A 13,427-nucleotide genomic window follows, 5' to 3' on the forward strand; every position below is an offset into this window, starting at 1 on the left:
CCCTACTCCGCCGGCGCCACCTCATCGGTCCTCGCGGGCCTGAGACGCCGGGTGATGCCGCGGATGGTCACGTAGAACACCGGCGTCAGGAAGAGGCCGAAGAAGGTCACGCCCAGCATGCCCGAGAAAACCGTGACGCCCAGGGCTTGGCGCATCTCCGCGCCCGGGCCGGTGGCGATCGCCATGGGCACCACGCCCAGGATAAAGGCGAAGGCGGTCATCAGGATCGGACGCAGGCGCAGACGGCAGGCCTCCACCACGGCCTCTACCGCGCTATGGCCGTTGTCCTCGGCCTGTTTCGCGAACTCGACGATCAGGATGGCGTTCTTCGCCGCCAGGCCCACCAGAACGATGAGGCCGACCTGGGTCAGGATGTTGTTGTCGAAGCCGCGCAGGGTGATGCCGACCAGGGCCGAAAGCACGCTCATCGGCACGATGAGGATGATTGCCAGCGGCAGGCTCCAGCTCTCGTACTGGGCCGCCAGAGCCAGGAATACGAAGAGCACGGAAAGCGCGAAGATGAAGACGGCGGTGTTGCCGGTATTACGCTCCTGATAGGCGAGATCCGTCCATTCGAAGTCCGTGCCCGGGGGCAGCACCTGCCTGGCCAGGTTCTCCATCACCTGAAGGGCCTGATCCGAGGAGACTCCCGGCGCGGCATTGCCCTGCACCGGGACGGAAACGAACATGTTGTAGCGCTGCACCAGATTCGGGCCGGCGACCTCCTTGATCTCAACCAGGGTGCCGAGCGGCACCAGGGCGCCGCGGGCCGAGCGCACCTTCAAGCGCAGAATGTCTTCCTTCTCCATGCGGAACTGCTGGTCGGCCTGGGCCCGTACCTGGTAGATGCGGCCGAAGGCATTGAAGTCGTTCACATAGGAGGTGCCCAAGTTGATCGACAGGGTGTCGAAGATGTTCTGAATGGGCACGTCAAGCATGCGCGCCTTGCGCCGGTCGATGTCCAGGTAGAACTGCGGCGAGGAAGAACTGAAAGTGGTGTAGACGCCGGTCACGCCCGGGGTCTGGGAGGCTTGCCCCATGATGGCGTAGGCCGCGCCCAGCACCCGGTCCATGTCGGCGCTGTTCAGCTCGCGCAGTTGCAGCTTGAAGCCGCCGGAATTGCCGACGCCGCGCACCGGCGGCGGCGGCACCGCGATGACGAAGGCCTCGCGGATCGATTGCAAGCCGCCGTAGAGCTGGCCGATGATCGCACCGGCGGGCTGGCCCTTGGCCAGACGCTCCTCGAAGGGGTCGAAGCCGGCGAAGATGACGCCCGCGTTGGTGGCGTTGGTGAAGGTGGCGCCGGAGAAACCGGCGAAGGCCACGGCGTTGCGCACACCGGGCGTACCTTGGATGATCTGCGAAGCTTCCTGGACCACCTCGTCGGTGCGCGCCAGGGAAGCGCCCTCGGGCAGCTGAATCACCACGATGGCATAACCTTCATCCATGGTCGGAATGAAGCCCCGCGGCGTGGTCTGCAGCATGTAGACCGTGGCGCCCAGCAGGCCGGCGAAGACCAGCAGCATGGCCGCGAGGGCGCTGCGCCGGCCGACCAGGAAACGCACGACCTCCCCATAGAGTTCACTCAGCCTGTCGAAACCCTTGTTGAAGGCATCGGCGAACAGACGGCCCACGACCGCGAGCGGGAAGCGCGAAGGCTTGCCGCCATGCGGCTTGAAGAGGATCGCCGCGAGTGCCGGCGACAGGGTCAGGGAATTGACCGCCGAGATGATCGTCGTCACCGCGATGGTCAGGGCGAACTGCAGATAGAACTGGCCCGTAATACCGGGGATAAAGGCGACCGGCACAAAGACCGCCACCAGCACCAGGGAAATGGCGATGATGGCCGAGCCGACTTCGTCCATGGTGCGGTGCGCCGCCTCGCGCGGGCTCATACCCAGGCGCATGTTGCGCTCCACGTTCTCCACCACCACGATGGCGTCGTCGACGACGATGCCGATGGCGAGCACCATGCCGAAGAGCGTCAGCATGTTGATGGAGAAGCCGAAGGCCTGCATCACCGCGAAGGTACCGATGAGCGATACCGGGATCGCCACGATGGGCACGAAGGCCGTGCGCCAGGACTGCAGGAAGACCAGCACCACCAGCACCACCAGGATCACCGCCTCGAAGAGAGTCTTGTAGACCGCGTCGATGGACTCGGCGATGAACTCCGTCGGGTTGTAGACGATGGTGTAGTCGATGCCCGGCGGGAAGTCCTGCTTGACCCGCTCCATCGTCGCCTTCACCGCTTCGGCGGTCTCCAGGGCATTGGTGCCGGGCCGCTGGAAGACGGCCAGGGCGACGGCAGGCTTTCCGTTGAGGTAGCTGTTGGTGATGTACTCGCGGGCGCCAAGCTCCACCCGCGCCACGTCCTGCAGGCGGATCAGGCGGCCGTCCTCACCCGACTTCACGATGACCGAACGGAACTCCCGCGGATCCTGCAGCCGGCCTTGAGTGGTGACCACGTACTGGAAGGCGTTCTGGCCCGGATTGGGGGGGGCACCGATGGAGCCGCCGGATACCTGCACGTTCTGCTCGCGCAGCGCGCCCACCACGTCGGCGGCGGTCAGGGCATAGGCCGAGAGCTTGTCCGGGTCGAGCCAGACACGCAGCGCGAACTCGCGCTCGCCGAACAGAAGCAGGTCGCCGACGCCGTCGATACGCAGCAGCAGGTCGCGCACACGTGCGCGCGCGTAGTTGGACACGTAGAGCTGGTCGTAGCTCTCGTCCGGCGAAAGCATATGCACCACCATCATCAGGTCGGGCGACGACTTCGTGGTGGTCACGCCCAAGCGGCGCACCTCTTCAGGCAGGCGCGGCTCGGCGATGGACACGCGGTTCTGAACCAGCACCTGGGCCTGGTCCAGATCGGTCCCCAGCTTGAAGGTGATGGTCAGCGACATGCTGCCGTCGGCGGTGGAATAGGAGGACATGTAGAGCATGTCCTCGACGCCGTTGATCTCCTGCTCCAGCGGCGTCGCCACGGTCTCGGCCACGGTCTTGGCGTCGGCCCCGGGATAGCTGGCGCGCACCACTATGCTGGGCGGCGCGATCTCGGGATACTGAGCAACCGGCAATTGGCCGTAAGCGATCAGCCCGACGATGACCAGAACGAGGGACAGCACCGTCGCGAAGATCGGCCTGTCGACGAAGAAATGTGCGAAGCGCATGGCCGTCCCTTATTTTGCCGCGGCGACCTGCGGCAATTCCTTGAACTCGGGCGTCACGGTGACTCCCGGACGCACCCGCATCAGTCCTTCGACCACGATGGTCTCCTCGCCGGTCAGGCCTTCGCGCACGATGCGATAGCCGTACAGAAGAGGGCCGGGGCGGATCTCCCGCCGGGACACCTTGCCGGCCTCGTCCACTACATAGACCAGGCGCTTGTCCTGGTCGGCGCTGATGGCGCTGTCCGGCACCATGACGCCTCGGTAGGGCAGCGAGCCAGGGATATTGATGATGCCGAAGAGGCCCGGCTGCAAGACCAGCTCCGGATTATCGAGAACCGCGCGCACCCGCATGGTGCCCGTATCCTCGTCGACCTTGTTCTCGGCGAAATCCAAGGTGCCGCCGAAGGAGCCGTCTCGCTCGTCGGCGAGCCGCACCGTTACGGGCAGCGCGCCCGCGCCCTCTTGCAGTGCCACGCCGCGCGCTCTGGCGTCGCGGGCGTAGGCCAGGAAGGAACGCTCGTCGATGTCGAAATAGAAGTTGATGGGGTCGATGGCGACGATGGTGGTCAGCGTCGTGTCGTCGGGCACGACGAGGTTGCCGACCGAGATGAGGTTGCGGTCGATACGCCCGGAGATGGGCGCGCGGATCTCGGTGTATTCCAGATCCAGCCTCGCGCTGTCGAGCGCCGCCTTGGCGCCCTGCACCTGGGCCAGAGCGGCGACGTATTCCTGCTGGCGCTCGTCGAGTGCGCTGACAGAGATGTTGCCGCGCGTGGAAAGCTCGCGCGCACGCTCCAACTGCTTCTTGGTGTATTCCACCTGCGAGCGGGCGATCTTGAGGTTCGCCTCCGCCTCGCCCACCGCGGCCCGGTAAGGCCGCTGGTCGATGGTGAACAGCAGGTCGCCCTGGGCCACGACCGCGCCGTCGGTGAAGTGCACTTCCTCCAGGTAGCCGCCCACCCGGGCCCGCAAATCCACCTCGTCGACGGCCTCGAAACGGCCGACGAACTCGTCGTCCTCGACGATGTCGCGGACCACCGGCTTGGCCACGGTGACCGCGGGCGGCGCCGCCGGCTGCTGGGCCGCACCGCTGCCCTGCTCGCCGCAGGCGGCCAGCAGGCCCAGGAGAGCAACGCCCAGGGCGCTCCTCAATAGACTAAGGACAGCCCGCGCCACCCGCGAACCCTCGGATTTCTCGGTCGATTGCATGCTACTGCCTCTCACTCAGACGCCCCCCGCGTCGGCAGGAAACTGAGCAGTTTACTTATACCGCGCCGCAGCAAATGCAAGATCGCGCTTGGAAAGGGGGGATTGCGTCGCTTGCATAGCCCGGCCGGAAGCCGCAGATTTGCTGGATGAGCGCAGCTTTGACGACGAGTCCTAGCCCCACCGAAGACACGGTCCTGACGCCCCAGCTCTGTACCCAGGGCCGCGAACGGGCGCAGCCGGTGATCGACTGGCTCTTCGCCATGCGGCTGCAGCCGAGCCGTATCAGCCAACTCTTTGAGGGATTCCTCCGCGAGTTGGATGCCGTCGGCATCCCGGTCGACCGCTCCACCCTGCACCTACCCCAACTCCACCCGCAGCTACGCGCCAGAACGGTGCTGTGGGAAGATGGGGAGCAGGCCGTGGTCGAGATCCCGCGGGTACACGGAATCGAACACACCGAGTTTTTCCTCAAAAGCCCCATCAAGCAGGTCTTCGACGGCGGGCCCGCCGTCCGGCGGCGCCTCGGCCAGCCCGGCTGCCCACTGGACTTTCCCATCACTGAGGAACTCCACGGCAACGGCTACCGCGACTACACCGTTCGGCCGCTGCCCTTCAGCAACGGTCAGGTCAACGGCCTTACCCTCTCCAGCAAGCAAGACGGCGGTTTCAGCGATTGCGACATTGCCACAGTGGAGGCCACCCTGCCCGCCTTCGGGTTGCTGCTCGAGCTGCGCCACGCCTATGTCACCGCTCAGACGCTGATGGAGACCTATCTCGGCACGCGCAGCGGTCAACGGGTCCTGGCAGGTACCATCCGCCGCGGGCACGCGGAACGCATCAATGCGGTGCTCCTGACCTCCGATCTGCGCTGCTTCACCGAGCTCTCAGAGTCCCTCACCATGGAAGAAGTCGTCGATTTGCTCGACGAGTATTTCGAGATCATGGGCGTGGCAATCGTGGAATCCGGCGGTGAGATCCTGAAGTTCATCGGCGACGGTATTCTGGCAATCTTCCCAACGGGCGAAGCCGGTGAAGCGGCCACTTGCAGCGCCTGCGAGGCGGCGATGCAGGCAGCGCGCCGCGCACTGCAGGGCATCCACAACAAACGTCTGCACCGCGAGAGCCTGGGATTGGTGCCCTACCGTGCCGGTATCGCGCTGCACCTGGGCGATGTCCTCTACGGCAATATCGGCGCCGCGGACCGCCTGGACTTTACGGTGATCGGTCCGGCGGTGAACCTGGTCAGCCGCATCGAAGCGCTGAATCAGGCCCTCCACCTGCCCCTGGTCTTCTCCGCCGATTTCGCGGCGAGCTGGAAAGGCGCGGCCCGCAGCCTGGGCCTTCACCAACTAAAGGGCATCGCCGACCCCCAGGAGGTCTTCACCCTGGCCGATACTGCCGGCCTGCCCGGCCAGGACTGAAGCCCTAAACGGCGTTATCCGGGGCTTTCGGTGGAGCACCGGCGGCGCTATGGTCCGGCCATGACAGATACCAAAGCGCCCCCCATCCCCGGACCCATCCACGTCATCGGCGGCGGCCTGGCCGGCAGCGAGGCTGCCTGGCAGATCGTCCGCGCCGGCGTGCCGGTGGTCCTCCACGAGATGCGCCCGGAGCGCAAGACCGACGCTCACCAGACCGAGGGGCTGGCCGAGTTGGTCTGCTCCAACTCCTTTCGCAGCGACGACGCCGAGAACAACGCCGTCGGCCTGCTGCACGAGGAGATGCGCCGCCTCGGCTCCCTCATCATGGCCTCCGGCGACGCCACCAAGCTGCCCGCCGGCGGCGCCCTGGCGGTCGACCGGGTGGCCTTCTCCGACCGTGTCACCGCGGCCCTGGAAGCCGAGCCGCTGGTCACCATCCAGCGTGGCGAGGTCGACGGCCTGCCGCCGGAGGACTGGGACTCGGTCATTGTCGCCACCGGCCCCCTCACCTCGCCGGCCCTGGGCGAAGCCATCGGCGCGCTGAGCGGCACCGACTACCTGGCCTTCTTCGACGCCATCGCGCCCATCGTCTACAAGGAGTCCATCGACTTCTCCAAGGCCTGGTTCCAGTCGCGCTACGACAAGCCGGGACCCGGCGGCGGCACCGCCGACTACGTGAATTGCCCGCTGAGCGAAGAGCAGTACAAGGCCTTCATCCAGGCCCTGCTGGACGGCGAGAAGACCGAGTTCAAGGATTGGGAGAAGTCGACGCCCTACTTCGAGGGCTGCCTGCCCATCGAGGTCATGGCCGAGCGCGGGCCGGAGACCCTGCGCTTCGGGCCGATGAAGCCGGTCGGCCTGCACGACCCCCACAGCGACGCGCGGCCCCATGCGGTGGTGCAGCTGCGCCAGGACAACGCCCTGGGCACGCTGTACAACATCGTCGGTTTCCAGACCAAGCTGAAGTACGGCGAGCAGACGCGCATCTTCCGCATGATCCCCGGCCTGGAGAACGCCGAGTTCGCGCGCCTGGGCGGCCTGCACCGCAACACCTTCCTGAAGTCGCCGGAGCTGCTGGACGGCCAACTGCGCCTCAAGGCGCAGCCGCGCCTGCGCTTCGCCGGGCAGATCACCGGCGTCGAGGGTTATGTGGAGTCCGCGGCCATCGGCCTGCTGGCGGGGCGCTTTGCCGCCGCCGAACGCCTGGGCAAGCCCTTCGCGCCGCCGCCGCCGACCACCGCGCACGGCGCCCTCTTGGCGCACATCACGGGTGGCGCCGCAGCCGACACCTTCCAGCCGATGAACGTGAACTTCGGCCTCTTCCCGCCGCTGACCCCGCCCGAGGGCAAGCGCAAGGTGAAGAAGAAGGACCGCAAGCCGGCCTACTCGGCCCGCGCCCTGGCCGACCTCGATGCCTGGCGCAGCGAGAGCGCGGCCGCCGCGGAGTAAGTTCATTTCCTTTCGACGACGCGCGGTGGCGAGGTAATCACCCCCACCTAACCTCCCCCCCTTGATGGGGGGGAGGTTAGGTGGGGGGTGGAGCCGCAAGTGCGTTGCTCAATACCGCCCGCGCCAGTTGCCCCAGGCCAGGCGCCAGACACGGCCCGGTGCCGGAGCCTGCACGGCGGCGGCGAAGGGGTCGCCGCCGGCCTTTCGCAGGCGCTTCAGGTAAAGATCGGCAAGGCGTGCGGGCAGCAGCGCCGGCAAGGCCCTGCGCGGCACCTCGCGGGCGCTGCGCCGCGCCGCCTTCAGATGCTGCCCCGCGGCATCCAGCAGCACGCCGGTGACCCGCCGCAAGGCCGGCGAGGTGCGCAGTTCGAAGACCGCCTGCAGGTCGACGCCGGCATCGGCACAGAGGTCCGCCGGCAGATAGAGCCGCTTCTGCCGGGCGTGCAGCGGCAGCGTCCGCAGCAGTCCAAGATAGGCCCAGGCGGGGCCCAGGTGCTCCACGGCTTCGAGACTGGCCGCGTCCTCCGCCTCCAGGACCTGAAGGGTCAGGCGCAGCAGCGCCGTCGAGGTACCTTCGGCATAGCCGCGCAAGGCGTCGAGATCCGCCGGCGGCTCGGGATCCAGGTCGAACTCCCGGGCATCGATCACCCGCTCCAGCAGGCCGCGCTGCAGGCCCTTGGCCGCAATGCACTGCGCCAGCGGCACCACGACCTCGTGCTGGCGCGGAGTTCCCGCGTAGATGCCTTCCAGGGCTTCGCGCCACCACTGCAGGCGGATCTGTCCCAGCATGGGCTCGCTCACCACCTCCGCCGTCTTCGCCACCTCGTGATTGAAGGCATAGAGAGCGAAGAGATGCTCGCGCTCGGCCTCCGGCGCGAAGAGGCTGGCGAGGTAGCGGTCGCGGTCGTGGCGCTCGACGAGGGCGCCGCAGGCGGAAAGACCTTTCATCGCGGAGGGCCTTTGCGTTCCGATGCTGCCCGGACCGAAACCGTTGGGGCGCCCTCTTGGCAAGTCATGAAGTAAACCCTAGACTTTACCAAGGCGACTCCAACCATTCTATTTGCGAGATTCACCGACACAGCAAGAAAAAATAAAATCATCCCTGCGCTATCAAAGAGTAAGCGGCGGACGATAACATAGGAGAGTGTAAATGGCTGGGATACTCACCTCACTCAGAAGCACGGTAATCGCAGGCTGCGTCTTTGCGGTCATTCTGTTCGTAATCTATTACAGCATTCAAGGCTACGACGGCTACGCGTTCGGCGCCTTTTTCTTCCGCTGGCTGCACGTGCTCAGCGGCGTCATGTGGATCGGGCTGCTGTGGTACTTCAACTTCGTGCAGATTCCCAACATGGGGAAAATTCCCGACGAGCAGAAGCCGGCCATCGGCAAAGTCATCGCACCAGCCGCTCTATGGTGGTTCCGCTGGGGGGCCATGGCAACCATCGTGACAGGCCTTATCCTAGCCGCTTTCAACGGCTACATCCTCGAAGCGCTCTTGCTGGGTCTCATCGACGGTGTGCCAAAACACAGCATGATCGGCATCGGCATGTGGATGGGCGCCATCATGTGGTTCAACGTCTGGTTCGTCATCTGGCCCAACCAGAAGCGGGCCCTCGGAATTGTCGAGGCCGATGCGGACAGCAAAGCCCAGTCGGCGCGCACCGCCATGCTGTTCTCGCGCACCAACACCCTGTTGTCGGTGCCGATGCTGTTTGCCATGGTCTCGGCACAGAACCTTTTCTAGAGCCTGCACATTTTCTGGGCAGCAGCGCAGGCAACACTGCGAAAATGAATGCCCTGGGACCGGAGTCGCAAGGCTCCGGTCCGTTTGCCAGCCCGCGAATTCAAAAATTCACGCTGCGGCACGCCACTTCCGGCGATTGCTACTGGAACTTTTTGCGTAACTGATTAATTGTCCCTAATAGGAGAACAACCCGCGCCGGCCTGGACAAGGCCGCACGGGTTTTTGTTGGATAACACAGGATCGAGAGAGAGATTGGCATGGCGTTCGAGCTTCCTTCACTGCCCTATGCGCAAGACGCATTGGAGCCGCACTATTCGGCCAACACCCTGAGCTTCCACCATGGCAAGCACCATCAGGCCTATGTGACCAAGCTGAACGAGCTCACCGAGGGCACCGACGATGCCAAGAAGTCCCTCGAAGAGATCATCAAGTCCAGCTCCGGCGGCCTCTTCAACCAGGCCGCCCAGGTGTGGAACCACACGTTCTTCTGGAACTCGATGAAGCCGGGCGGCGGCGGCGCGCCGTCGGGCGCCCTGGCGGAGGCCATCGACAAGGCTTTCGGCAGCTTCGACAAGTTCAAGGAGGAGTTCAAGGCCAAGGGCGTCGGCCAGTTCGGCAGTGGCTGGGTCTGGCTGGTCAAGGAAGGCGGTGACCTGAAGATCGTCACCACCGCCAACGCGGAAACCCCGATCACCAACGGACAGACCGCGATCCTGACCTGCGACGTCTGGGAACACGCCTACTATCTGGATTACCAGAACCGTCGGCCGGACTTCCTGCAGTCCTTCCTCGACAACCTGGCGAACTGGGACTTCGCGGCGGCCAACTTCGACGCCGCCTGATCCCGCTCCAGGCGAGAAACGAAAGGGGCCCCACCTCCCGGCGGGGCCCCTTTTCGCGCGCCTGCCGCCAGCTCACTCCCCGACACGATGGCGTTCGGCCGACGCTGCACGCGCGGCTGACTCGGGCAGCCCTGCCTCGAGCAGGCCATGGCGATGGTGCTCGAGATCGCTTTCGTCCTTGTAGTGCAGCGTGGCCAGATAAGCTTCCACCGTAAAGTTCGGATCGATTTCCAGAACCTGCGCCGCCTGCGCCGCCGCTTCCGTTCCGTCTCCCCGCAGAGCATGAGCCGCCGCCAGGAACGCGTGGTGAAACTGATCCTGGCGCGAGATTCTGCCAAAGGCCGTAATCGCCTCCTCATAGTCGCGCGCGACGAAATGGGCGCGCCCGAGATGGTTCCAGAATCGCTCCGGATGATAAGGGTTCAGCCGTATCGCCTTCCTGATCCACTCGATGCCCTCTTCCGGCCGCCCCAGCCAGGTCAGCAGCTCGCCGTTCTGCACCACGATAAGATCGTCGTTGGGATTGAGACTGAGAGCGCGCTCTTCGTGATAGGTCGCCTTGTCGAAATCTCCATGAGCGATGCTGGTGGCCGCGAGGATCCGGTGCACGTCGCTGTCGTTGTCGTCCAGCCCAAGCGCGGTCTGCAGGGCCTCGCCCACACGCTCCCAAGTCTCGTCGCGGTCGTCGCACCAGCTATAGACCCAGGATTGCCCCAAAACGCAGGCTCGCCAGGCGTGCGCATGGGCATAGTTCGGATCGAGGGCCACGGCGCGGTCCAACAGGCGCAGCGCCTCGGCATTGGCTTCCCGGTTCGAGCGGTGATGCAACACCTTGCCCGCCAGCAGGCTTTCGTAAGCGGCCATGTTGTCCGTCCGCTTGTGCTTCACCCGCTCCTGGCTTGCCGCCTCGATGCGTCCCGGCAGTATCCCGACGATCGTCGTGGTGATCTCATCCTGGATCGCGAAAATGTCCTCCAGGTCGCGATCGTAGCGCTCGGCCCAGATGTGGCGGTCGGTCGCCGCATCGATCAACTGCACCGTGATGCGCACACAGTTGCCGGCCTTGCGCACGCTGCCCTCGAGTATGTACTGCACGCCCAAGGCCCGGGCGACGTTCTGGATATTCGCGGTCTTGCCCTTGTAGACAAAGGCCGAGGTACGGGAGATGACGAAGAGTTCGCGGAACTTCGAAAGGCCGGTAATGATGTCCTCGGTCAAGCCGTCGGCGAAGAACTCCTGCTCGCTGTCGCCGCTCATGTTGACCATCGGCAGCACGGCGATCGACGGCATGTCGCCGGCTGCGGTCACGGCCGCCGCGTCCGGCGCCGGGCTGGGAGTAGCGTTCTGGTCGCTGTCCAGCAGGACGCGGAACATGCGAACCTTGCGCGAAAGGTTCTTCACGCTCTGCTCGCCCAGATCCTCGAAACCGACATCCAGGCGCTCTCCCAACTGATCGCGCACCGCCCGCGAGATGCAGATGCCGCCCACCTCCGCCATGGCCTCCAGCCGCGCGGCCAGGTTCACGCCATCGCCGAAGATGTCGCCTTCCTCTGCAATCACGTCCCCCAAGTTGATGCCGATGCGGAATTCGATGCGGCGGTCCGGCGCCACGTCCGCATTGCGCCGGGCCATGCGGCGCTGGATCTCGACCGCGCAGTTCACCGCTTCGACGACACTCTGGAACTCGACCAACAGGCTGTCGCCGCCGGTCTTGATGATACTGCCGCAGTTCTTGGCGATCGCCGGATCGATCAACTCGATGCGATGCGTCTTGAGCCGGGCCAGGGTGCCCGCTTCATCGGCCTCCATCAGCCGGCTGTAGCCGGCCATATCGGCCGCGAGTATTGCGGCAAGCCGCCGTACCATGGCCCCCTCCCTTACCGGAGCCAAATCCCGTCGTCTCGCCTAGTCTAATCGTTTATTTTGAATTGAGCGACAGGAGAAAGTCGTCGCCCGGAAGTTGCGGCCTCAGTCGACGGCGATGAGAGCCGCGGCGACCCGCCGGTCCTCGGCCACCAGCACGTTGTAGGTGCGGCAGGCCGCGCCGGTGTCCATGGGCTCGAGCGCGACGCCGCGCGCCCGGGCCGCCTCCCGCAGCTCGGGCTCGATGAAAGCCATGGCGGCGCCACAGCCGAGAAGCAGAACCTCCACCGGAGGTTCGGCCGTCAGCACAGGCTCCAAGCTTTCAAGGTTCAATTCGTCGATCCCACCCAAGGGCCAGGCGCCGGTCCAGTCCGGCAGCACCAGGATCGAGCCGCGGTAGGCCTCGCCGGTGACGGTGAAGCCGCCGCCGCCGTAGCTTTCGATGATCTGCCGTCCTTGAGGGATGAGCGGTGTGACGTCCATGGCCGCTCCTTTCGCTGCAAGCCCCTTGGTCGTTACGGGCCCCTCGGCCTAGGACGACGCCTCAGCCGTCTCGGCTTCGGTGTCTTCCTCGTCGGCGCCGCCTCGGCGCACCTTGATGAAGGTCAGCAGCGGCACCGCCAGTCCGACGGACGAATAGGTGCCGATGACCACACCCCAGATCAGGCCCGCGGTAAAGCCGCGGATGACTTCACCGCCGAAGAAGAACAGCGCAAAAAGGGCCAGCAGGGTGGTGAAGGACGTCAGGACGGTGCGCGACAGGGTCATGTTGATGGCCTTGTTCAGCACCTCGCCCAGCGGCAATTTCTTGTAGCGGCGCAGGCTCTCGCGCACGCGGTCGAAGATCACGACGGTGTCATTGATCGAATAGCCGGCGATGGTCAGCACCGCCGCCAGGGTCGCCAAATTGAACTCGATCTGGGTCAGCGAATAGAACCCGACGGTCGCAATGACGTCGTGCACCAGGGCGATGAGTGCGGCCACGCCGAATTGCCACTCGAAGCGCAGCCAAATGTAGAAACCGATGCCGAGCAGCGCCAGCACCGTGGCCAGGAAACCGGCTTCCTTCAGTTCGTCGCCGATCTTGGGCCCCACGAACTCCTGCCGGCGCATCTCGACCCCCGGTCCGAGGGCCTCCTTCACCGCCTCGATAGCCTGGATCTGCTGCTCCTCGTCGCCTTCCTGCTTGGCGATGTTGATCAGCACGTCGGTCGGCTCGCCGAACTGCTGCAGCGAAACCTCGCCGAGGCCCAGTCCGCCCAAGCGGCTGCGTAATTCGCCCAGATCGGCGGGCTGCGGCGTGCGCACCTCCATCAGGATACCGCCGCGGAAATCGACACCCAGGTTCAAGCCCTGGGTCAGGAACACGCCGACAGAGCCGAGCATAAGCGCCATCGAGAATACCAGGAACAAGGCGCGGCGGCGTATGAACCCGATGTTCAGTTCGATCGGAAGCTTGCGGATAAGAGCCATAACGTCGCTTCCTTAGTACCCACTATCAGGATTAGGTGCGTCATGAGACGGCCGGTGGCGCCCCGTGGCGAGGCGCGCCGGCGCAGGCGATGCGGTGCATCGGCAAGCCGTCGCGACGACGTCCACGGGCCGCCCCCGGCCGCCCGTAGGGTCGCTTTTCTCTCCGCATCCGCCGCGTCGCCACGCTTGCCCGATGCACCGCATCGCGCTGCGCGCGGCTCCTAACGGGTGCGGTCGAAAAGACGATCTC

10 protein-coding genes are annotated in these 13,427 nt (G+C 65.3%); 4 read left to right on the forward strand and 6 right to left on the reverse strand.

The annotated features are described in order from the left end of the window. Positions 1-2 precede the first annotated feature (2 nt). Both AAFN88_RS15580 and AAFN88_RS15585 read right to left on the reverse strand, forming a co-directional pair. Positions 3-3,173 (reverse strand): multidrug efflux RND transporter permease subunit, encoded by a 3,171-nt coding sequence (locus tag AAFN88_RS15580; RefSeq protein WP_347521304.1) that lies wholly within the window; start codon positions 3,171-3,173, stop codon positions 3-5. A 9-nt stretch (positions 3,174-3,182) separates the two neighbouring features. Further along, on the reverse strand, positions 3,183-4,382 hold the full coding sequence (locus AAFN88_RS15585; RefSeq protein WP_347521306.1) for an efflux RND transporter periplasmic adaptor subunit: 1,200 nt from the start codon (positions 4,380-4,382) through the stop codon (positions 3,183-3,185). 158 nt (positions 4,383-4,540) lie between these two features. On the opposite strand from AAFN88_RS15585, the gene AAFN88_RS15590 reads away from it, so the two are divergent. Then, on the forward strand, positions 4,541-5,803 hold the full coding sequence (locus AAFN88_RS15590; protein WP_347521307.1) for an adenylate/guanylate cyclase domain-containing protein: 1,263 nt from the start codon (positions 4,541-4,543) through the stop codon (positions 5,801-5,803). Between the two features lie 60 nt (positions 5,804-5,863). Then, the gene (trmFO, locus tag AAFN88_RS15595) at positions 5,864-7,252 is read left to right on the forward strand and encodes a methylenetetrahydrofolate--tRNA-(uracil(54)-C(5))-methyltransferase (FADH(2)-oxidizing) TrmFO (protein WP_347521309.1); all 1,389 of its coding nucleotides are present in this window, start codon (positions 5,864-5,866) and stop codon (positions 7,250-7,252) included. Positions 7,253-7,360: 108 nt separating this feature from the next. Here the strand turns inward: trmFO and AAFN88_RS15600 are convergent, their stop codons facing one another. Next, positions 7,361-8,200: a phytoene/squalene synthase family protein gene (locus AAFN88_RS15600; protein WP_347521311.1), complete on the reverse strand. Its 840-nt coding sequence runs from the start codon at positions 8,198-8,200 to the stop codon at positions 7,361-7,363. Positions 8,201-8,402: 202 nt separating this feature from the next. On the opposite strand from AAFN88_RS15600, the gene AAFN88_RS15605 reads away from it, so the two are divergent. Then, positions 8,403-8,999: a urate hydroxylase PuuD gene (locus tag AAFN88_RS15605; RefSeq protein WP_347521312.1), complete on the forward strand. Its 597-nt coding sequence runs from the start codon at positions 8,403-8,405 to the stop codon at positions 8,997-8,999. 257 nt (positions 9,000-9,256) lie between these two features. Continuing rightward, the gene (locus AAFN88_RS15610) at positions 9,257-9,841 is read left to right on the forward strand and encodes a superoxide dismutase (RefSeq protein WP_347521313.1); all 585 of its coding nucleotides are present in this window, start codon (positions 9,257-9,259) and stop codon (positions 9,839-9,841) included. Positions 9,842-9,913: 72 nt separating this feature from the next. On the opposite strand, the gene AAFN88_RS15615 is transcribed toward AAFN88_RS15610, so the two are convergent. The 3 genes from AAFN88_RS15615 to secF form a co-directional block, all read right to left on the reverse strand. After that, the gene (locus AAFN88_RS15615) at positions 9,914-11,707 is read right to left on the reverse strand and encodes an adenylate/guanylate cyclase domain-containing protein (protein WP_347521314.1); all 1,794 of its coding nucleotides are present in this window, start codon (positions 11,705-11,707) and stop codon (positions 9,914-9,916) included. A 102-nt stretch (positions 11,708-11,809) separates the two neighbouring features. Further along, entirely contained in the window at positions 11,810-12,187 is a 378-nt protein-coding gene (locus AAFN88_RS15620) for an Mth938-like domain-containing protein (RefSeq protein ID WP_347521315.1), read from the reverse strand. 48 nt (positions 12,188-12,235) lie between these two features. Further along, positions 12,236-13,177 carry a protein translocase subunit SecF gene (gene secF / locus AAFN88_RS15625; RefSeq protein WP_347521316.1) on the reverse strand — a complete coding sequence of 314 codons (942 nt, stop codon included), beginning with the start codon at positions 13,175-13,177 and terminating at the stop codon, positions 12,236-12,238. Positions 13,178-13,427: the final 250 nt, after the last annotated feature.

This window comes from Pelagibius sp. CAU 1746, from assembly GCF_039839785.1.
Classification (GTDB): domain Bacteria; phylum Pseudomonadota; class Alphaproteobacteria; order Kiloniellales; family Kiloniellaceae; genus Pelagibius.

What these genes read in the sequence shown, in the direction of transcription:
- AAFN88_RS15620 (WP_347521315.1), bottom strand. Translation starts at nt 12,187, where the DNA reads ATGGACGTCACACCGCTCATCCCTCAAGGACGGCAGATCATCGAAAGC.
- AAFN88_RS15600 (WP_347521311.1), bottom strand. Translation starts at nt 8,200, where the DNA reads ATGAAAGGTCTTTCCGCCTGCGGCGCCCTCGTCGAGCGCCACGACCGC.
- AAFN88_RS15585 (WP_347521306.1), bottom strand. Translation starts at nt 4,382, where the DNA reads ATGCAATCGACCGAGAAATCCGAGGGTTCGCGGGTGGCGCGGGCTGTC.
- AAFN88_RS15580 (WP_347521304.1), bottom strand. Translation starts at nt 3,173, where the DNA reads ATGCGCTTCGCACATTTCTTCGTCGACAGGCCGATCTTCGCGACGGTG.
- AAFN88_RS15610 (WP_347521313.1), top strand. Translation starts at nt 9,257, where the DNA reads ATGGCGTTCGAGCTTCCTTCACTGCCCTATGCGCAAGACGCATTGGAG.
- AAFN88_RS15605 (WP_347521312.1), top strand. Translation starts at nt 8,403, where the DNA reads ATGGCTGGGATACTCACCTCACTCAGAAGCACGGTAATCGCAGGCTGC.
- secF (WP_347521316.1), bottom strand. Translation starts at nt 13,177, where the DNA reads ATGGCTCTTATCCGCAAGCTTCCGATCGAACTGAACATCGGGTTCATA.
- trmFO (WP_347521309.1), top strand. Translation starts at nt 5,864, where the DNA reads ATGACAGATACCAAAGCGCCCCCCATCCCCGGACCCATCCACGTCATC.
- AAFN88_RS15615 (WP_347521314.1), bottom strand. Translation starts at nt 11,707, where the DNA reads ATGGTACGGCGGCTTGCCGCAATACTCGCGGCCGATATGGCCGGCTAC.